A 21013-nucleotide genomic window follows, 5' to 3' on the forward strand; every position below is an offset into this window, starting at 1 on the left:
TTAAGACACTAACAATGAGAAAGAAAATTGTTGCCGGAAACTGGAAGATGAATAATAATTTGGAAGAAACAGAAGCTTTATTATCAGAGCTCTCCGCCAAATTGCCCAATACACATGCCGATGTGGTAGTTGCGCCAACCTACGTGAACTTGGCTACAGCACAACGTAATTTACAATCCTCTGCAATAAAAGTTGCCGCTCAAAACATGCATTATGCAGAAAACGGTGCATACACCGGTGAAATTTCAGCAGATATGTTGCTTAATATCCATGTTGATACTGTAATTCTTGGCCATTCGGAAAGACGCTCCTATTTTGGAGAGGATGATGCTTTACTTGCCAAAAAGGTACAGACCGCTTTGGACAAAAATATGACCATTATCTTTTGCTTTGGCGAGGAACTGGAAGAACGCAAATCCGACAATCATTTTACAGTAGTTGAAAGTCAATTAAAAAATGCTTTGTTTCAATTAGACGGCACGGCATGGGAAAATATCGTATTGGCATATGAGCCGGTATGGGCTATTGGAACAGGCGAAACCGCAACTCCTGAACAAGCTCAGGAAATGCATGCATTTATTAGAAAGACCATTTCAGAGGCCTATGGTGATGCGATTGCTGAAGAAGTCTCCATTTTATACGGGGGTAGCGTAAAACCCACTAATGCTGAAGATATTTTTGGTAAACCCGATGTTGACGGAGGCTTGATAGGTGGGGCTTCCCTAAAGGCAGATGACTTTATCGCCATTATCAAGGCCATTTAATCATATTTGTGGCAGCAACCTATATTGAATACAAGTTTACCATCTCCCCGTTGTCACCATGGTCGGAGATTCTCATTGCGGAACTGGGAGAACGTGGTTTTGAGAGTTTTGTAGAAAACGACCTTGGTATTGATGCCTATATTCTCAAAGAAGAATGGAATGAGGGTATATTGCGGAAATTACAAGTTTTGGACAGCCCAGGGGTAGAAATTACTTGGGGCCATTCAGAAATTGAACAGCAGAACTGGAATGCTGAATGGGAAAAGAACTTTCATCCTATAATTGTGTCTGATCAATGTATGGTCAGAGCGCCTTTCCACAAGCCAATTGATGTTGCTTTTGACATTATCATAGAACCCAAGATGAGTTTCGGAACAGGGCATCATGAAACTACCCACATGATGCTACAGCATATTTTGGATAATGATATGAAAAACAAAACGGTTTTGGATATGGGTTGCGGAACAGGGGTGTTGGCCATATTGGCAAAAATGAAGGGAGCCAAACATGTGGAAGCTATTGATATTGATGAATGGTGTTATTTGAATACCGTCGAGAATGCCGAAAGGAATGAATGTGAATTGGATGCAATGCAGGGCAATAGCGAGTTATTGGATGGAAAAAAATACGATATCATCTTCGCAAACATCAACAGAAATATCCTTTTGGAAGATATCCCAATCTATGCCAATTGTCTTAATACCTCGGGAGCTCTTTATTTAAGTGGCTTTTATTTGGATGATTTGGATGTAATATCCTCAAAATGTGCTGAATATGATTTGGAATTCGTTAAAAATTACGAAAAGAACAATTGGGTTTCCTCAAAATATGTAAATTAGGAATAAGTAATTCCGGAGAAATGGGAATCAAAGAGAAAGAATCGGAAGAACTCCTACTGGAGGAAGAAGTTGTAAAGCAAAGTGAAATTGTTTTGTTCAATGATGATGTAAACACATTTGATCATGTCATAAATACTTTGATATCAGTCTGTGATCATTCTCCTGAACAAGCAGAACAATGCTCACTGATAGTGCATCACAATGGAAAGTGTACGGTTAAAACTGGGGAATACAACGATTTGAAGCCTAGATGTACCCGGCTGCTCCAAGCAGGCCTAAGTGCCGAAATAGTTTGATTTGGATTTGGGTCAAAGCATACTTCTAACCAATAATTGAAAAATCATAAATGCTTTACACAAACAGCATTGCTGATTGCCAACCTAACTTTTATTTTTACGAAAAATAATAGCGTAGAAATCCATAAATCCCTCACTTAGAAATGGGCGAGTTTTTCAAGGCCGAATTAAAAGATCGCTTTTTAGAATATGCACTTGATCGCCAAGATTACTTTGAGGCACAAGTTCTTTATGACGAATATTTGAGACCCAACTACAGTCTGGAGTTCGTTACCAAACTCATTAAGGAAATAATGGAACACGATGCCAATCTGTTGGATGTTATGGCTGGAAATGGTGTGGATATCTTTATGCTTGCATCCACAAGGAATACCCAAGATTTTTTAGATGACGGTGGTTTTATGGATATGCATGTCAAGGAAGAAGAAAAGTGGGATACTTTCCTTGATCAAATGTCTAATAACAAGAAACTTTCCAAGGATGAAAGAGCGCTGCTCAAGAAAAATTCACCAATTCTAAAAAAAGAAAGAACCATACTTTTGGTTTTGATATCTGCGGTAGTGGTTAGTTTCCTCTTCACACTATTTAGTTTGCTAAATGGACTATTTTGGGAGCCGGAGTACGTTCCTGCAGATGAATTTGAACGTAAATTGGAAGTATTGAGATCACAATACACTGAAGAAAATCAAAAGTTGGAACAGGAATTGGACAAGGCAAGATTGACCATCGATTCATTGCAAAAATCCAGTTTGCCCACGCCAAGACGTTAGCACAAGAATAGATTAAATTCCATAATGATTAAAGACAGTGCCTAACAACTCATTTGTTAATTCATAACGTAACAATGGCCCATCATCAGATCTACTTTGGTTATTGAGTACGGCAATACTTACCTTACTAATGGGCTCAAAGAACATATAAGAACCATAACCTCGCATACCACCTGTATGACCGTAAGTAGAACGCCCATGGAATATAACTTCCCGTGTGCCAAGCCCGTAGCTTACAAATATGGTATCCGGTATATCGAAGTGACCCGTTATCATATTAATTCGCGAAGCCTCTGAAACTGCACTACCGTTATACAAATGTTGTGCCCATAAAGAGAGATTGGGAGCAGTTGAGAATACATCGGCAGCACAATAAAAAATACTGTGAAAAGAAGGGCCAAAATCTGCTTCAATGTCCTCCAATACGCCATCATCATCACCATCACGCCACGGCGTCGCCCAAGTTCCTTCAATCGGTTCATTGGTTCCAAAATAAATTTCACTCATGTTAAGCGGTGTCCAAAATTTTTCCCGCATAACTTCGCCAACTGTTTTTCCAGTGGCAGCTTCTATGATCAATCCCAAAATCAAGTAATTGGAATTAGAGTACTCATGGACAACACCTGGTTCGTTGGTCGCTGGGCCAATAAAACCAAATAAGGTCTCCTGGGGTATTGGTGTTTGAAGATCTGCTTCTGCCATGGCCCACAAGTCATTGTACATATATCCAAAAAGTCCAGAAGAATGTGTCAATAATTGATAGATCGTAATAGAGCTGTCCACATTTTCCGAAGTAAAACTTACCCAATCTTCAATGGTGTCCTCTAAGTTCAGAATGCCCTCGTCAACCAACTTCATAACTGTGGCAGCAACAATGGTTTTAGTCACACTGCCCACACCAAAGCGCATGTCTTTGGTTATTGGTACGCCCAATTTGGAAATGCCGCCTACCAAACTTAAATGCGTTTCATCACCTATGCGGATAGAAACAGAAACACCTACCAATTTATCAGAATCCGTTCCTACCTTATCATCTATTATGTTTTGTAATTTTTCCTCAATGGTCAAGGTGGGAGTAGGATTTGGCGTAGGTGTAGGTGTCGGGTTGGGAGTGGAATCTGGGTTTGTATCAGTAGTATTGCCGTCACTGGAACAACTAGCGACTAGGATTAGCAGGATGAGGATAATTAATTTTCTCCAAAGGTTAAAGGTGGAACTAGACATTGTTGATGGTGTTTGATTGATGATTAGCTGTTTTCAAGATACAGAATATTAGACAATTAGAATTTTTCATGCTGATTCTGAGACTATATTGTGGAAGTTTTGATTGTTTCCATTCCCTACGATTCGATCATCTGGAAGATTTATTTTGGCTAATATTTAACTAATTGTGTATTGATTATGCCTATTCATTTGACAATTATCTGATACGTTTTTATTTATTTTGTCCAATTCAAAATAACATTAGTTTCATGTATAAGTTTACCAACCGAAACCTTCATCGTGACTTTGCCTATTTCTATGTGGGCTTGATTATTGCTTTTTCATTTTCAGGAATTATATTAAATCATAGACAGGATTGGTATCCTATGGATTATGCATACGAAAGTGAGGAAGTTTCATTAGCAATGGTTACAAATACCTCTGATTTTTCCAAGGAGCAGATTGAGAGTTTTTCCAAAGACTGGGATGTGGAATACGACGGCCATAGGGTGAGGGACAATACCCTTCGTGTTTATTACAAAAACAATGTCATTTTAGATGTTGATATGTCCACCGGCGAGGGTGTTCTTGAGCATAAACGAAAGGTGCCTTTTATTGGACATACCATGTTTTTGCATAAGTCCACCAATTCATTCTGGATTTGGTATTCAGATATTTTTGGCGCAGCCATGTTGCTTATTGCCATCACCGGAATTCTGATTCCAAACGGTAAAAACGGATTCAAAAGCCGCGGTTGGAAATTTGCAGTTGCTGGAATACTATTCCCACTGCTATTCTTGATACTTTACGCCTAATCTGATAGAAAAACAGGCTGGGCATGATTTGTTTGCATGGTTTGTTCATCTGTTTGATGCAACAACAACTGGAATACCACTTGATTATTTTCGGCATCATTACAGAAATTTAGTTGATAATCGTTCCCGTATATGGCGGATAATCTTTCATCTATGTTTTTGATGCCAGTACCATTTTTCTTCAAATCCCCAATTTTTTGGGTTAATGGTAACCCGTCGTTGCTGACTTGAATACATAATTGATTCTTTGGTCGGGATACATCAATCTTAATGTTTAAATGCTCATGATCCCTTGAATATCCATGTTTTACAGCATTTTCTACAATAGGTTGAATAATCAATGGAGGAACCGATACATTTTTCGTGTCCACTTGAATTGACTTGGAAATGCTTAATTGTGCCTGAAATCTAGTTTCAATAATGTTGAGGTACTTATCCAATAATTCCAATTCGTATTCAAGGGTAATGTATTTGTGTTCAAACAGGTTTACTGTATTATACAAGTACTCGCTAATATCAGCGATCATGTCTTTTGACTTCTTTTTGTCAATATCGATTAGTGCAGAAACATTATTAAGTGAATTGAACAGAAAATGTGGGTGTAGTTGATTTTGCAAAGCCATGGCCTTTGCCTCATTGAATTTCTGTTCAATATTGTTCTTTTTTTCACTTTCGGTTAAGGCCCTATTGATATAATAATAAGTGTAAATAATAAAGGTAACAGTGAAGTAGATAAGAAGATTGTATTCCAAATACCTTATAAAGTTGAATTGTAGTCGACCTAAATCAAAAAGTACGACATTATGTGTATTGTCTATAATAGTCGCTAGATGATGCAAAAAGGTCATGAATATCCCAAAAAGAAGGCCAGCAATTAAATGAATTGGTATAACCAGTGATAAGGAAATCTTTCTTTGCATAAGATACTTTACAAGCCTACTGATTAAAATGGAAAAGAGCATAACACCTGACCATTCCAATATCATACTAAATACAATATCGGACCAAGTTACACGTGCCAATCCATCATTATATACTTTGATGTAAATGGTTTTAATGAATCCCAATAGCGTGAGTCCGGTATAAAACGCGGCAAGTAGACCTAGTAACCGTTTTTCGGTAAAAAAAAGTTTTTTGGACCCTTCGTTTTTCTTCATTGTCAAACTTCTCATATAAATCTATTTTCCTCGTTACATGACTCCTTACTTGAATACATATCAATAATTCCGCTATTGAAATCAGAAAGCAAGGGACACAAATCATTTGTTCTCACCGTACTGGTCTGGGAAGGTATTTTTAAGCAGACAATTTATTAATTCTCAGTGTTAAATTGTTTGAATTAGCTTTGAAAGCCGGCCTTGAGTCGGCTTTTTTATTGTATTCCCAATTTAGAGAAAAATGTCTTTTTGTACCCCTTGCTTACTCTGATTAAATTGTGATCAACCATTTTCACATCCAACTCACCATAATTGGAATAAACCAACTCTTCTATAAAATCAAAATTGACGATTGAGGAACGGTGAATCCTGGCAAATGGTTGGTGCTCCAATTGTTGGATAAGGTTTGTAATCGACTCTCGGAGCACATATTTTTTCTTTAGCGTATATATTTCTGAATAGTATCCAGAGGCCAAAATATATTTGATTTCAGTAGTGGGAATAAGATTGATTTTATTCCCGAGTTTTACCGGTATTTTGGTAAGGTTTAAACTATTGTTTTTATTATTGTCGGATGTTTCTAGATAGGCCAAAAGTTTAGAGACTTTATCGTCATACCCTGGGTTTTTCTCTGCCAAATATTCTTCAACCTTGTTCAAAGTCTTGAAAAAGCGTTCATCCTTGAATGGTTTCACTAAAAAGTCAAAAGCAAACACGTCAAATGCTTTTATGGCGTGTTTATCATAAGCTGTTACAAATATGAATATAGGATTGTATTCCAACTGTTTGACAATATCAAAACCAGTGATATTTGGAAAGTTGATATCCAGGAAAACCAAATCAGGTCGTAAGGCATTGATTTTTTCCACAGCCTCATGTCCTTGGTTGTAGGTGCCAATTACTTCAAATCTCTTGTTTTCCTTGAGTAGGAGTTCAACCCGTTTGGTTGCCAATATTTCGTCATCCGCAATAATCGTCCTGATCAATGCCATCACATACTTTTTGAGATTTAAAAGTAACAAATATCGCTGTCAGTCAGTTTTCTAAAGACTTCGATAAAATCAATATAAGGGGTTTAATAGCATGAAAAGTCATTTACAAATCAAAAAACATAGGTTACAAATCATAAAATGGATCGTTTCTAGGCTGAAACTTGCCCATTGATTTTTCATTATTTCCACTTAAGGGCAAGCAGATCAGAATACCCATCGCTCACTTCATCTAAAAGTGAATAGAATTCATAAAAACCTAGCGCGTATGGGAGGATTTTACTTTTACCCGGATAACTAATAACTCAAATATGAAAATGAGAAACAGATTTTATTTGATTTTCCTGTTCTTTCTCGCCTATGCTACAGTTGGCTACGGACAGGAAAGAAGTATTACGGGTAATGTTACCGATGTTAGTGGTTTACCACTACCTGGGGTCAACATTGTCGTTGAAGGTACCACTACGGGTACCCAAACAGATTTTGACGGTAACTATGCCATCAGTGCCAGTCAAGGTCAAGTATTGGTGTTCACCTACATCGGCCAAAAAGATGCCAGAAGGGAAGTTGGCGCAAGTGATGTGATCAACGTCCAAATGGAGGAAGATGCACAGGCACTCGAGGAAGTTGTTGTGACTGCCCTTGGTATCAAAAGGGAGAAGCAGGCATTGGGTTACGCCGTTACCGAGGTAGGTAGCGAGGACCTGGAGCAACGACCGGATGGTGATGTCGCCAGGGTACTTCAAGGTAAGGCCGCCGGTGTACAGATTACCAACCAGAGTGGTCTTTCCGGTTCCGGTACAAACGTGATCATCCGGGGTCTTTCCACGTTCAGCTCTGGCAACCAGGCATTGTTCATCGTGGACGGTGTGCCGTTCAGTACGGACACCAACTCACAGGGTAGACAGGGCGACCGTCAGGATTTCGTGAACGGTAACAACGGTTCCAGTAGGTTCCTTGACCTTGATCCCAACAGTATCGAGAGCGTGAACGTCCTTAGGGGTCTTGCAGCTGCTACCTTATATGGTTCACAGGGTCGTAACGGGGTCATCCTTATTACCACCAAAGGTGGATCCACGGGTGCTGCCGGTCCAAAGAAGACAGAGATAACGGTGAATTCTTCGGTTTTCTTCAACGAGATAGCATCCATTCCAGAATACCAAAATGAATACGGTAACGGTTTTGATCAAAACTTCGGATGGTTCTTCTCCAACTGGGGCCCAAGCTTCAGAAGGGAAGGAGCCGCAGGATGGGGAAATCAACCCTCCATTGACGACCAAGGGACATTGGCCCACCCATACTCCACTTCAACTGCAGCCATCCAGGCCGCTTTCCCGGAGTTCCAAGGGGCACGTTACGACTGGAGACCTTATGACAGTGTGGGACGTTTCTTCAAAAGAGGAACAATCTTAAATACTTCCGTAAACGTTAGAGGCGCTTCAGATGACGGTAAGATCGGGTACAACGTGAACTACGGTCACTTGAAGGATAACGGTTTCACACCGAACAACAGTGTTACACGTAACACCCTTTCCGTTGGTGGTAGGGCGCAGTTGAGCAACAAGTTCACTGCTTCAGGTACCTTGAACTATGCGCGGACAAACTTTACCTCTCCCCCAGTGGCGCTCAGCCAGGGTAATGGTGCTACAGGTACAGGTTCCTCCGTGTTCGGTCACTTGTGGTTCACACCACGTAGTATCGATGTTCAGGGACTTCCGTTCCAGAACCCCATTGATGGAAGTAGCGTTTATTACAGACAGAACAACTCCATTCAGCACCCATTATGGACCGTTAACAATGCGGAGTCGAACCAAGAGACCAACAGGATTTTTGGTCAAGCTTCGCTGCAGTACGATATCAACGACAACCTGAACTTGGTGTATCGTGCGGGTATCGATATCTATAGTGAGAACAACACCAACTACCAGAACAAAGGTGGTATCGGTGGCGGTGCCAGAACGGTAAGTGGTTTTTATGAAACATGGAACAACACCAATACCATTTGGGATCATAACTTCTTATTAAATGGTGACTTTGACATCACCGAGAAGATCGGGACCACCTTCAATGTGGGTGCCACTTCAAGAAGGGAGATTTTTGATCAGAACGGTGTTGCCAGTGATGGCCAACAGGGGTTCGGTGTGCTTAGGCACTTCAACTTCTTGAACCAAAACGAAATTCAAACATTTGTTGAACGTAACCTAGTCGGTGTTTACGGCCAGGTGGATTTCGATTACGATAAATACCTATACTTGACCCTTGCAGGTCGTAACGACTGGGTATCGAACTTCTCCAGGGACAACAGGACTCAGTTCTACCCATCGGCAAGTATCTCCTTCATCCCAACGGCCGCCATCGATGGCCTTAAGTCGGAGAACGTATTGAACTACTTGAAGATCCGTGCGGGTCTTGGGGTATCGGCAAACTTCGAGTCGGCCGCCTATCCAATCGCAAACACGCTTATTTTGGACACGCAGGACGTTCAGGACAGTTCTGGCGCAAACATCGTGACCAACGAAGTAGGTGTTAGAACGGGTAACCCGAACCTGAAGCCAGAGACCTTGGAAGAGATTGAACTTGGTATCGAATCCAGATGGTGGGACGGACGTATTACATTGGACGCTTCCATCTACCAGAGAAAGACCAACGATCTTATCTTGGACAAACCTTTGGATCCAGCCGGTGATCTTGGTACAAGGATCGTTGCCGTAAATATCGGTGAGATCAAGTCCGAAGGTATCGAGGCCGATTTGGGCATCAACTGGTTCAGGGCAAAAGACCAAGGTGGTTTCAGCTGGAGAACCAATGTGAACTTCACGGCTTATGAGACTACTGTGATTGACTTAGGTGTTGATACTGATCAAGTGGTATACTCCGGCTTCAATAATCTTGGTAACGCGGCCATCCAGGACGAGCCATTGGGCGTGTTCTTTGGAACACGTATACTTAGGGATGCCAACGGTGACTTCGTTGTAGGTGCTGACGGTAACTATGTACAGGATCCGAATGATGGCATCATCGGTGATCCGAACCCGGACTGGGTAATGAACGTTAGGAACAACATCTCCTACAAGAACTTCAGCCTAGGCTTCCAGTGGAACTATACTTCAGGGGGTGACGTATACTCCAGTACCATCTCCACATTGATGGGTAGGGGGCTAATCACTGAGACCATCGATCGTGAAGATACGTATGTACTTCCAGGTGTGGATGCCAATGGCAATACCAACAACCTACAGATCAACAACTCCACCTTCTGGTTTACCAATATCCTTTTCGGACCAAGTGAGCTTCAGGTGTACGATGCCACAACAGTAAGACTTCAGGAGGCCTCATTGAGCTATTCCTTGCCAAGCCAGTTCTTGGACAAGACACCATTCGGGAACCTGACCTTTACGGTATCGGGGAACAACCTTTGGTTCAGGGCCATCAACACTCCCAAGGGTGCCAACTTCGATCCGAACACCTCTGGAACCGGTGTTGGGAATGGTTTCGGTTTCGATTTCATCAACGGACCCAGTGCAAGAAGATACGGGCTTAGTGTAAAGGCAACATTCTAAGAATAAAAAATCTATAAAATAATGAAACGGATAACTAGAAATATTTTTACGGCATTCTTCGGAATGGCCCTTGTATTGGTTTCCTGTGAGACAACCGAGTTGGATCTTACCGCAAATCCCAATGCGTTGACACCAGATCTCGCAAGTGCTGATTTCCTGCTGAATTCTGTACAGGAAGACTTTGTGAGACAGTTCGAAGGGGATGCCGATAACGACCCTAACGATAACTGGCAATCGGGTGGTAACACCACCGGTGACGGTTTCAACGAACTTGGCATGGAGCTTACCCGTATCGTGAATATGAGCGGTAGGAACTATGTGAGTACATACCAAGGAAGTGATATGACAGATGAATGGTCCAATGCCTATCGGATCTTGGCCAACATCAGGACCATGCAACCTTTAGCAGAAGAAGCCGGACTTACACACCACTTGGCCATTGGTGAATTTATTGAAGCTTTTTTATTTGTGACCATGGTGGATTTCTTCGGGGATGTACCTTACTCTGAGGCTGCCATCGCCGATGATAACTTCAACCCAGTTGCGGATCCAGGTGCTTCAATCTATGATGCCGCATTGGCCTTGTTGGATCAGGCAATAGTCAATTTCAATTCCGACCCCTCCGCTAAACCTCCTACAGATTTTTATTATGCAGGTGATGAGGACCAATGGATAAAGGCCTGTAATACGTTGAAGATGAAGATCTACTTGCAACGTAGATTGGTGGATGCCAGTGCGGCTGCCAGTTTCAATGCCATTATTGCAGCCGGGGATTATATTTCAGATACCGAGGATGATTTAATATTCCAATGGGGTGCTACCAGTGCTTCACAGCCTGATAACAGACACCCACGTTACGGGATCAACTATACGGTCTCCGGTGCTGGGGAGTATATGTCCAATTGGCTCATGAACCTTATGGACACAACGGACGACCCGAGGATTAGATACTATTTCTATCGACAGAATGCTACGGTACCTGGAGCTGACGGTACTCCTGTAGATGAGCAAACTTTAAATTGCTCCCTGGAGCCTGTTCCGCAACATTATTTGGATTTTGGCACAACTTTCTGTAACCTACCCAATGGATATTGGGGCCGTGACCATGGGGATGCTGATGGTATTCCACCGGATGGTCTTTTACGGACTACATATGGAACCTATCCTGTAGGTGGTAAATTCGACGATGATAGTTTTGAAGCCATAGGTCTTGTTGCCGGTGCTGCGGGCCTTGGTATCACTAATCTGTTGACCGCTTACAACACGGATTTCATGATCGCTGAAATGGCCATGGCCGCCGGTGATGAACCAGGTGCTAAAACTGCATTGTTGAATGCATTGGACAAATCCGTGGCCAAGGTACAGGCCTTTGCTGCTTCAAGATTAGGGGATGCCGATGGATCATTCCAACCTGATGCAACCGCCATATCCGATTATCGTGATGCGGTTGAAGCTGCTTGGGATGGCGCCGATATTGAAGGTAAATCAAACATCCTAGGTGAGCAATTGTTCATCGCAAGTTTCGGAAACGGTGTGGAGCCATATAACTTCTACAGAAGAACTGGGTTCCCAACCACTTTGCAGCCGAACCTTGAGCCAAATCCAGATGTGTTCATTCGTTCCATGTACTATCCGACCAACTCGGTGAACAACAACTCTAGCATCAGCCAGAAAGCAAACCAACAACAGCCCGTTTTCTGGGACAACAATGGTTCGGCACCTGCTGCTAATTAATAACTGCATTGAAAATAAAATAAGAATTCATGAAAAATTTTAAATTATTTATAGCACTTGCATTTGTAGCGCTTTTGGCCTCTTGTTCTGAGGACGATAAGATTACTTTGTTTGTACAGGATTCCGTGGAGCGAGGTGCGGTTTTAAGGACCGTCTCGTTCGAGAGCACAACCTTCAATGTCCTTGATCCAAGTTCTACATTTGGAGTAACATTGGAGGAACAAGATCACCTTGACGGGGAATTGTTCTCTAATATGGAAGTTTACTTGGGTTTCGTGGACAATACGGATTCCAACGGAACAACCACTGCTACCGAGACCTTGGTGAGCACAGTGGCCGCTTCAGAGTTCACCAATGGACCGAACAATTTACCAAGATCTAGTTTTTCCATTACACTAAGTGATGCGTTGAGTGCATTGGGAATCGTCAATGACCCGGCCAACGTAACAGGTGGTGATGAAATTAACGTAAGATTGGTAATTAATTTAACGGACGGACGATCGTTCACTGATTCAGATGGAACTGGTAACGTTTCCGGTGGTTCCTTCTTCTCATCGCCTTTTAGCTATAGAGTTGGGGTCAATTGTATTCCTGTGACCCCTGTAACTGGAGATTACGTGTTGAACATGGATGACAGTTTTGGTGATGGCTGGAATGGAGCGTTTATCTCCGTTACCGTTGACGGTACTACCACTGAATATACGGTATCGGCTGCCCAGGCGACCACAAATACAGAAACAATCAATGTGCCGGATGGGACTACAGAGTTAATCTGGTCGTTTTCCTCAGGAAGCTTTGATGGTGAGGTCACCTATGAGTTGATCGCACCCAGTGGTGAGACTGCTGCGGCAGATGGCCCTGGTCCGACGCCCGGTGAGATCGTTTTGAATATCTGTAACTAAAAAGAGAGAGTTAGTTTAGAGCGTAAAGCAGCTTGCTTTATGAAAAGTGGATCGGTCCCATCGTATTGCGTGGGTCGATCCACTTTCTTTTTTCTTCTGATTTAGGTGGTTTGTGCTTAGCAAGCTTGCGTCGAAAATTATGGAATTAGGATGTTCATAGCATGAAAACCCTGCTTCGTTGCATAGATGATGCCCTTTACTTCACTTAACCTTGGATTAACAAATAACAGGGGGTGAAATGTGAATTTTACCCCAAAATCACTAAACTATAAACTAATGAAAAACAGGAAATTAGCGTTATCAATTTTGTTCTTTTTCTCATTCTTGATACTCGCTTACAGTCAAGGTGTAACCACCTCATCCATTGGCGGTCGCATATTGGATGGAGAAGGCGAACCTTTACTTGGAACCAATATTAAGGTAACCCACTTACCGTCAGGAACTTTATATGGCGGTACTACGGATTTTGACGGTTACTTTAGAATTTCTGGGATGCGTCCCGGAGGTCCTTACAAGGTGGAGATCTCTTATGTTGGGTTCAATGATTATGTAGAAGATAGTGTGTATTTGCAACTTGGTGAAGCGTACAGGATCAATAGGCAACTACTGGAATCAGCTACAGAATTGGAAGGTGTGGTTATCACTGCCCAATCAGATGGTGTTTTCAACTCCAATAGAACAGGAGCTGAAACAAATATTAGCAATCGATTGATTCAAACCATTCCAGCCGCTTCAAGATCTATTGCGGATTTTGTACGATTGACACCGCAGGCCCAAATACAAGAGGGTAACGATGGATTTTCAGTTTCGTTGGGTGGTCAGAACAATCGTTACAATGCCATTTATATTGATGGTGCCATTAACAACGACGTATTTGGTTTAGCGGGTTCAGGAACCAATGGAGGACAAACAGGCGTTAATCCGTTTTCAGTAGATGCCATAGAATCTTTTCAAATTCAATTGGCACCTTTTGATGTTCGCATTGCTGGATTCTCTGGTGGTTCCATAAGTGCCGTAACACGGTCAGGAACCAATGATTTTCAAGGATCTGCCTATTACTTTTTTAGAAACCAAGGATTGGTTGGAAAAACCCCACACGCCAACGTTCCTGATGGAGGTAGTCGTGAAAAATTGGCGGATTTCTCCGCAAAAACATATGGTTTTAGGCTAGGAGGCCCATTGGTGGAAGACAAGTTGTTTTTCTTTGTGAATTATGAAAGACAGGATGATGAAACACCTCAACCTTTTGATATTACCAACTATGTTGGGGATACGGATGCACAAGGACTGGCGGATTTAAGTTCGTTCCTGCAAAATACGTACGGTTACAATCCCGGAGGCTACGACAATAACACCAGAACCTTGACCAGTGACAAGGTTACCGCAAAGTTGGACTGGAATGTTGATGCTAACAATAAGTTGTCTTTACGCCATAGCTATGTAAAGGCTGATAATTTGGAATCTAGAACCTCAAGTAATTTTGGAATTGGATTTATCAACGGATCCGAGATTTTTAAGTCTATTACCAATTCTACTGCTTTGGAGTGGAACGCGCGTATAGGTAATCGTATGGCCAATAAAATGGTTATCGGATATACTAAGGTTCGGGATGATAGAGATCCTTCTGGTGACCCATTCCCTTCAGTAGATATTTTTGATGGGAGCGGAAGAATCACCTTTGGCGCTGAGCCATTTTCGACAGCAAACTTGCTGAACCAAGATGTATTTACCTTCACCAACAACTTTGAAATCTATTCCGGAAAACATACTGTAACACTTGGAACGCATAATGAATATGCAAAAGTGAAAAACTTGTTTTTTGCGTTTAATTATGGGGATTATACCTATAACAATGTTGCCGATTTCATCAATAATGAAAACATCAACTTTTACCAGCACGGTTATTCATTGGTAGGCGATGGCACTGTTGGTGATGAGTCGGCTGGAGCATCTGAATTCAACGTGTGGCAATTGGGTTTTTATGCACAGGATGAAATACAGGTTACCGAGAATTTTAAGATGACTGCTGGTTTGCGCTTTGATTTCCCGATTTGGGAGGATGGGACAGTCAATGATGATTTCAATTCCAGAACAATTCCATTATTGACGGCAGAAGGAAAAGATTTGCAAGGTGCACAGGTAGGTAAGGGCGTAAATACATCGGTGCATGTTTCTCCGAGGCTTGGATTCAACTGGGATGTTAATGGTGACAGACAGACCCAGATACGAGGAGGATGGGGTATGTTCACCTCAAGACTGCCATTGGTTTGGCCTGGTGGCACCTATAACAACAATGGGATCACAAGTGGATTTGCTGCAAGCTTCAATTTGCCAGATGATGTAGTTTTCACCCCAGATGTTAACAATCAACCTGTTAATGTTGAACCTGGTACTGGTGGTGTTGGTGGTAATGTGGATATGTTTGCTGAAGACTTTAAATTACCTAAAGTTTGGAAGGCCAATTTGGCGGTAGATCAGAAATTACCATTTTTTGGACTTGTTGGTTCTGTTGAAGGGATCTACAATAAAAATATCAATGCCGTATTCTACCAAAATCTGAATATTCGTGGTCCAGTTGGGAGTCTCAATGGAGCGGACAATCGACCAATTTATGACAGGAATGACCGGATTGATCGCACTTACGGTGGTATATTTCTCGCTTCCAACACCTCCGAGGGTTCTTCTTGGAACTTTAGTGCAACTTTAAGTAAACCATTTGAAAATGGATTTGCCGGAAGTATTTCCTACTCGTATGGAGATGCACGCGCCATATTTGATGGTACATCTTCCCAGAACAGTTCGCAATGGAGAAACATGGAAACCGTGAATGGAAAGAATTCCAATATCCCTTTATCCCGATCTGATTTTTCTCCTGGTCATAGGATTGTGGGTAATTTCTCTTATCAATTCAGATGGACAGATAACTTGAAGACTACATTGGCACTTTTTTATGATGGGAATCAAGCTTCTCCATTTAGCTATATATATCAAGAAGGCGCAGACCTTTTAAATGATGATTCCAGGGATAATGCTTTAATCTTTGTGCCGCAAAATTCAAACGAAATAACATTGGTTGAAAGTAATGGTTTGAGTCCAGCTGAGCAATGGAGTGAGTTGGATGCTTTTATTGAGAGCAATGGATATTTAAGAAGTAGAAGAGGACAATACGTGGAACGTAATGGTGATCGAGGACCTTGGAGCCATGTAATTGATCTTAAATTCATTCAAGATTTCAAACTTAATTTAGGGGGGAATTCCAAGCATTCGTTTCAATTTACCGCGGATATTTTCAATTTTACCAATATGTTGAACAAAGATTGGGGACAGCGTAAGTTTGTAAGTGATATTGGTTTACTTCGAACTGAATCTGGTGGGGAAGACCCGACTTTTAGTTTTAATCCCACAATCGTTGAACAGATTGAGCAGATTGATGATGTAGGGATACAAAGTTCCAGATGGCAGATGCAATTGGGACTACGATATTCTTTCAATTAGCGTTTTAGATAGTTTTCATAAAGAAAAGCCGTGGTCATTTGAGCACGGCTTTTTACTTGGCAAATTTTAGTGTAAAACAGTTATTTCTGTTCGTGAAACTGTTTGCCTAGGGTCTTGAAATCAGCGTAATCTTCATGCTTTATGATTTTATCTCCCTCAAATGTGAGAATGACCACAGATCTAATGTTGAAATCGTAAACCTTTTTGGATTGATAATCTTGCCAAGAGTATTTCAAATCACCTTCGAATATGGTGTATACATCCGACTCAAAACTATGGTCAATTATGAATTCACAAATCAAGATATCCCTGGTCATTTTTTTGATGTGGTTTATTACATTGATTTTGCCCTTTACTTCTAAAATGTATGTGCCTACTTCCTTAGATGTATGATCGGACCATTGAATGGAATCATGCATATGTTGACCTGAAGTTTCGGCATTCCCTGCATAGTAGGCCTTGATGTATTCTTGTGCTTTAGGTAGCAACGAACGATTACCATCTTGGGCAACACATTTGCTACCTAAGCAAACCACAAATAAGAGGCTGAATAGCGCGTTTGTCGACTTAGTAATTGTCCTACTGTTTTTCATATTACTGGATTTATTTAATTGATATTTAAGTGTTAGTTTCAATTAAAACAATCCAATCCAAAAGTTTTGAAGAAATGATTTAAACGACTTATATAATGGATTCAAAGACCATGAAATTGATTTATGGGTGCCGCCCATAATTAGGTCAAATTGGATTTTGAAGTGTATTCTTTTGGGCTATTCCCAAACTTTCGCTTAAATGCTGCACTAAAATGTTGAGGATAAGTGTACCCCAGAATGATGGATACTTCAGATACGTTTAAACCTTCATCAAAGAGGTCTTTGGCCTTCTTCATTTTTAAATCATTGATATAATTGAAAACAGTGGTTCCAAAAAGGGCTTTAAAACCCTTTTTTAGTTTGAATTCGTTGATTTTAAATTGTTGTGAAATGCCAGTGAGACTTTGTTTTTCCAGATAACTGAAATTAAGATACTCTCTAATTTTATTTAGTATCAACATATCGCGATATGGGATATTGCCGACCATGATAATATTTGAAGTGCGGTCGTAACCAAGGTTAAAACTGATGAGCTCCAAAATTTTAATCGTAATGTACATTTCTTTTAAAGCATCGTCTAAAGGAGGGTTTTTAATTTCACTTAGACACTGCACAATCTTTGGATGCATCACCAATCCCTTTCGGTCAATAAAACGCTGACCTTTTACTACAAAGGGTTTGATCCAACTATTTCCACCGAACATTTTAAAAATGACATCATCAATAAATTCTTTGTTGACCACTATTCGGACCCATTGTACAAAAGACTCTTTGGGGTAAGTGAGTTCATAGTCGTTGTCTGGTAAGTAGTAGGTGTACTGATTGTTTTGGCTAAGTGTTGTAGAGGTACCATCGCCATATGTGATGTGTAAATTTCCTTTGAACATATACGTTAGCACCAAATGCGGGGAAGCAACTTTTCCAGCATAGGTTACTTCATGCGGTGTATAAGCTTCCACAAATCTTATGGAAAAATTTTTATAAACAATATCCTGTTTGCTGTATACCGGGATAAGTTTTGCTTCAAGATTTCGAATGTTGTTTACCGATTCCCATAATTCGGCATAAGACTCAGTTTGGAGATGGTGATTGTCCATAAAGAAACTACTTATTGCGTAGGGAATTTATATAATTGTAAGTACATGCAAAGAATGGATTGTGTTAAAAAAAACTAATTTTTAAAAGCTTTCTGAGTCAATTCGGAATTTCCGAAAAGTTGAATATTATCCGAATGTGATACAAAAAAATCCTTTTAGCGTAGGTTTTGGGGTCATATCATTAATAATATTGATGATTGTTACTAATTTAGAAACACCGTTGCCGTATTTGAAGCTTTTTTTATGCGTTCATCCTATTGTTTTCATGTGATTTGTATGCTTTTTATGCTGTTGGGCTGCATGGAAAAGAAGGGGCAAAACCACAGTACGGCATTAGATTACAATCTCATTCATCAAGTTGAAAGCAAGCTTACCGAGAAACTCCATTTCAAAACGACGCCAACATTTGATCTGCAATCCCAAATGGAAAAATATAAAGTACCAGGATTGGCATTGGCAGTCATTGCAGGGGATAGTATTTCATGGGTTAAGGGCTATGGTACGGCAAAAGTAGGAGGGATGTTCCCGGTTGATGAGAATACCATATTCCAAGCAGCTTCCATTACAAAATCGATTACCGCTTTGCTTGCTTTAAAATTGGAAGAAGAGGGTTTTTTGTCATTGGATGTGGATGTCAATGAGTATTTGAAAGGGTGGCAACTAGAGTCACCAATGGGCTATGCCACCAATGTTAGTATTAGACAATTGCTCTTGCACAAAGCAGGAACTAATATTCATGGTACTGGTGGTTATGAAGACCATCAGGAGTTACCAGATTTGTTGACCTTGTTAAATGGGAATGCTCCATCACTTTCACCCAAGGTTCAAATTGTATTTCCGCCAAATCAAGAGTGGATCTATTCCGGAGGCGGCTATTGGGTAGTGCAAAAGGCATTGGAAGATGTCTCGGGCAAAACTTTCCAGCAATTAGCAAATCAGTACATTTTCGACCCTTTAACGATGACCAACAGTAGTTTCATACAATATGAGTCCAACGAAGTTTCTGACGCCTTTTCTTTTGGGCACCAAGATGGAAAAATAAAGGGTAACGGAATACGCAGATACGCTGGATTGGCGTCCGGTGGGTTAACAACCTCTGCAAAGGATTTTGCTTCGTTAGTAGTTGAATTGATTAATGCCTATTATGGAAAAGGGAAGTTGTTTTCCAAAGAAATAATAAAGAAATTGATGCAATCCACTGAAAATGAAAGATATGCATTAGGGGTTATGACAGGTGGCGACCTTGGGAATTTGTTCTTTGAACATGGCGGGGTAAATCCAGGTTTTACGTCTCATTTTATTGCTTTGCCAGATGAAGGCATGGGCATGGTGGTTTTTGCTAATTCGGAGTTTGCTTTGGATTTGATAGATGAAATTACCCATTCAGTAGCGAATACATACGCGTGGAAATCGCACCAAGCACGAATAATTGAGAATCCACGAAAGTTGACAAATGCTGAAACCATTCCACTACTAGGGATGTATCAGCGACGAGGAGAAGAGCATTTGGCCATGTGGGTAGATTGGGTGGATGGTAGGTGTCAAATGCACTTGGATGATTTAAAAAACCCGATTCCAGATCCATTATACGATGAACCAATTGTTATCGCTGAAAATCAATTCATGTTGAAAAAATTCAACGCGGTATTGACTTTCGAAAAAAAAGAGGGCTCCTACCTTGGTTATAAAATGGAATATGGTGGTGGAGATGTGGGTTATTTTACAAAATCGAATTAAGTTATGGGAAAAATCAAGTTTTACGCAGTGTTGGCAATGTTGATGGGACATCTTGGATTTGGTCAACATGAGGAATTGGATCTTAAAACAATAAGTAGGACTTATATCGATGCCTATTTTGGCAAATCAATAGACATTTTTGCTTCAATGATGGCAGATGAAGTGGAATGGTCTGACCCAACATGGGCAGAAGTGGATCCTTCTACAAAACTGGTTAGCGGTAAAACCAAGGTACTCCAACATTTGAAACAGGCAACCGCAGAAATTCAAAATATGTCCTATGCTATAGATCACCATTTTGTTTCAGGAAATTTTGCTGTTTTTGAGGGGACCTTAAACTATGAATGGAAACAAGAGGCCACAGGAAAGGTATTTTCATTTAGCATGAGAGAGGTATCGGTATTGGAATTTGAATCGGGCTTGATTGTAAAACATACGGATTACACGGATTTCAAGAGATGGAAAGAACAATATACGAGTCAATTGAACTAATATGATGAATAAGAATTTCAAAATATCTAAGATTTGCAGGTATTTCATACTATCAATCGGCATTTGTTTTATTCCCTTCCTTGTTCAGGGTCAAAGAACGACCGAAGTACCTATGGAGCTGCTGGAAAATGTAAAAAAAGATGTTTGGCTCCCATTTATGCAATCATATAAAGACTTAGATGCCGAAAAATTACAGGCAATTCACGATAAAGATATCATGCGTATTTCAGTAGATTCGAATAAAATCTACGGCGGTCAAATTTACCTTCAAGAATTGCATGGATTTTTTGCTATGCTCCGTCAAAAGAAGGAAAAAGCAGAAATCATTTTTTCCATTGGTTCAACTGCGTTCAATGCCAATTATGTCTATCAAACAGGATTTTATCGATTTAAGGCAACAAATACTGACGGACTGGTATTAATGACCAATTACCGGGAATTTATGGTAGTCCTGCAAAAGCAAGACGGGGTTTGGAAAATTACCCAAGACATGGATCGTAGGTCAAATTTGGATGAAGAAAGCTTTAGAAAATCCGGTACCATTTATGAACTTAAACCATAACTCTGCAA

17 protein-coding genes are annotated in these 21013 nt (G+C 40.7%); 12 read left to right on the forward strand and 5 right to left on the reverse strand.

Annotated features, from left to right (window positions below):
• Positions 1 to 14: 14 nt before the first annotated feature.
• The 4 genes from tpiA (at position 15) to M3P19_RS01265 (ending at position 2669) form a co-directional block, all read left to right on the forward strand.
• On the forward strand, positions 15 to 764 hold the full coding sequence (gene tpiA, locus M3P19_RS01250; RefSeq protein ID WP_249655796.1) for a triose-phosphate isomerase: 750 nt from the start codon (positions 15 to 17) through the stop codon (positions 762 to 764).
• 8 nt (positions 765 to 772) lie between these two features.
• Positions 773 to 1603 (forward strand): 50S ribosomal protein L11 methyltransferase, encoded by an 831-nt coding sequence (gene prmA, locus M3P19_RS01255; RefSeq protein ID WP_249655797.1) that lies wholly within the window; start codon positions 773 to 775, stop codon positions 1601 to 1603.
• 20 nt (positions 1604 to 1623) lie between these two features.
• Entirely contained in the window at positions 1624 to 1899 is a 276-nt protein-coding gene (locus tag M3P19_RS01260) for an ATP-dependent Clp protease adaptor ClpS (protein ID WP_249655798.1), read from the forward strand.
• A 143-nt stretch (positions 1900 to 2042) separates the two neighbouring features.
• Positions 2043 to 2669, forward strand: a complete 627-nt coding sequence (locus M3P19_RS01265; RefSeq protein ID WP_249655799.1) for a hypothetical protein — start codon at positions 2043 to 2045, stop codon at positions 2667 to 2669.
• A gap of 12 nt (positions 2670 to 2681) precedes the next feature.
• Here M3P19_RS01265 and M3P19_RS01270 read toward each other — a convergent pair whose 3' ends face one another.
• On the reverse strand, positions 2682 to 3893 hold the full coding sequence (locus tag M3P19_RS01270; RefSeq protein WP_249655800.1) for a serine hydrolase domain-containing protein: 1212 nt from the start codon (positions 3891 to 3893) through the stop codon (positions 2682 to 2684).
• A 248-nt stretch (positions 3894 to 4141) separates the two neighbouring features.
• Between M3P19_RS01270 and M3P19_RS01275 the strand changes: the two genes are divergently transcribed.
• Entirely contained in the window at positions 4142 to 4687 is a 546-nt protein-coding gene (locus M3P19_RS01275) for a PepSY-associated TM helix domain-containing protein (RefSeq protein WP_249655801.1), read from the forward strand.
• Here M3P19_RS01275 and M3P19_RS01280 read toward each other — a convergent pair.
• Together M3P19_RS01280 and M3P19_RS01285 are read right to left on the reverse strand one after the other, a co-directional pair.
• On the reverse strand, positions 4684 to 5859 hold the full coding sequence (locus M3P19_RS01280; protein ID WP_249655802.1) for a sensor histidine kinase: 1176 nt from the start codon (positions 5857 to 5859) through the stop codon (positions 4684 to 4686). The two genes, M3P19_RS01275 and M3P19_RS01280, sit on opposite strands and share 4 nt — an antisense overlap.
• 200 nt (positions 5860 to 6059) lie before the next feature.
• The gene (locus M3P19_RS01285; RefSeq protein WP_249655803.1) at positions 6060 to 6836 is read right to left on the reverse strand and encodes a LytR/AlgR family response regulator transcription factor; all 777 of its coding nucleotides are present in this window, start codon (positions 6834 to 6836) and stop codon (positions 6060 to 6062) included.
• Between the two features lie 314 nt (positions 6837 to 7150).
• On the opposite strand from M3P19_RS01285, the gene M3P19_RS01290 reads away from it, so the two are divergent.
• The 4 genes from M3P19_RS01290 (at position 7151) to M3P19_RS01305 (ending at position 16524) form a co-directional block, all read left to right on the forward strand.
• Complete coding sequence (locus tag M3P19_RS01290) at positions 7151 to 10393, forward strand: SusC/RagA family TonB-linked outer membrane protein (protein ID WP_249655804.1); 3243 nt, start codon at positions 7151 to 7153, stop codon at positions 10391 to 10393.
• 21 nt (positions 10394 to 10414) lie between these two features.
• On the forward strand, positions 10415 to 12127 hold the full coding sequence (locus M3P19_RS01295) for a SusD/RagB family nutrient-binding outer membrane lipoprotein (protein ID WP_249655805.1): 1713 nt from the start codon (positions 10415 to 10417) through the stop codon (positions 12125 to 12127).
• Between the two features lie 29 nt (positions 12128 to 12156).
• Entirely contained in the window at positions 12157 to 13029 is an 873-nt protein-coding gene (locus tag M3P19_RS01300; RefSeq protein WP_249655806.1) for a hypothetical protein, read from the forward strand.
• 276 nt (positions 13030 to 13305) lie between these two features.
• The gene (locus tag M3P19_RS01305; protein WP_249655807.1) at positions 13306 to 16524 is read left to right on the forward strand and encodes a TonB-dependent receptor; all 3219 of its coding nucleotides are present in this window, start codon (positions 13306 to 13308) and stop codon (positions 16522 to 16524) included.
• Positions 16525 to 16604: 80 nt separating this feature from the next.
• Here M3P19_RS01305 and M3P19_RS01310 read toward each other — a convergent pair whose 3' ends face one another.
• Positions 16605 to 17117, reverse strand: a complete 513-nt coding sequence (locus M3P19_RS01310) for a nuclear transport factor 2 family protein (RefSeq protein WP_249655808.1) — start codon at positions 17115 to 17117, stop codon at positions 16605 to 16607.
• Between the two features lie 140 nt (positions 17118 to 17257).
• Complete coding sequence (locus M3P19_RS01315; protein ID WP_249655809.1) at positions 17258 to 18214, reverse strand: helix-turn-helix domain-containing protein; 957 nt, start codon at positions 18212 to 18214, stop codon at positions 17258 to 17260.
• Between the two features lie 300 nt (positions 18215 to 18514).
• Between M3P19_RS01315 and M3P19_RS01320 the strand changes: the two genes are divergently transcribed.
• The 3 genes from M3P19_RS01320 to M3P19_RS01330 all read left to right on the forward strand — a co-directional run bounded on the left by M3P19_RS01320 (position 18515) and on the right by M3P19_RS01330 (position 21005).
• Positions 18515 to 19951, forward strand: coding sequence for a serine hydrolase domain-containing protein (locus M3P19_RS01320; protein WP_249655810.1), 1437 nt, complete (start codon positions 18515 to 18517; stop codon positions 19949 to 19951).
• 3 nt (positions 19952 to 19954) lie between these two features.
• The gene (locus tag M3P19_RS01325) at positions 19955 to 20443 is read left to right on the forward strand and encodes a nuclear transport factor 2 family protein (RefSeq protein ID WP_249655811.1); all 489 of its coding nucleotides are present in this window, start codon (positions 19955 to 19957) and stop codon (positions 20441 to 20443) included.
• A 112-nt stretch (positions 20444 to 20555) separates the two neighbouring features.
• On the forward strand, positions 20556 to 21005 hold the full coding sequence (locus M3P19_RS01330) for a Cif family virulence factor (protein WP_249655812.1): 450 nt from the start codon (positions 20556 to 20558) through the stop codon (positions 21003 to 21005).
• Positions 21006 to 21013 lie beyond the last annotated feature (8 nt).

Origin of the sequence: Flagellimonas spongiicola (assembly GCF_023502425.1) — a bacterium.
Lineage (GTDB): Bacteria > Bacteroidota > Bacteroidia > Flavobacteriales > Flavobacteriaceae > Flagellimonas > Flagellimonas spongiicola.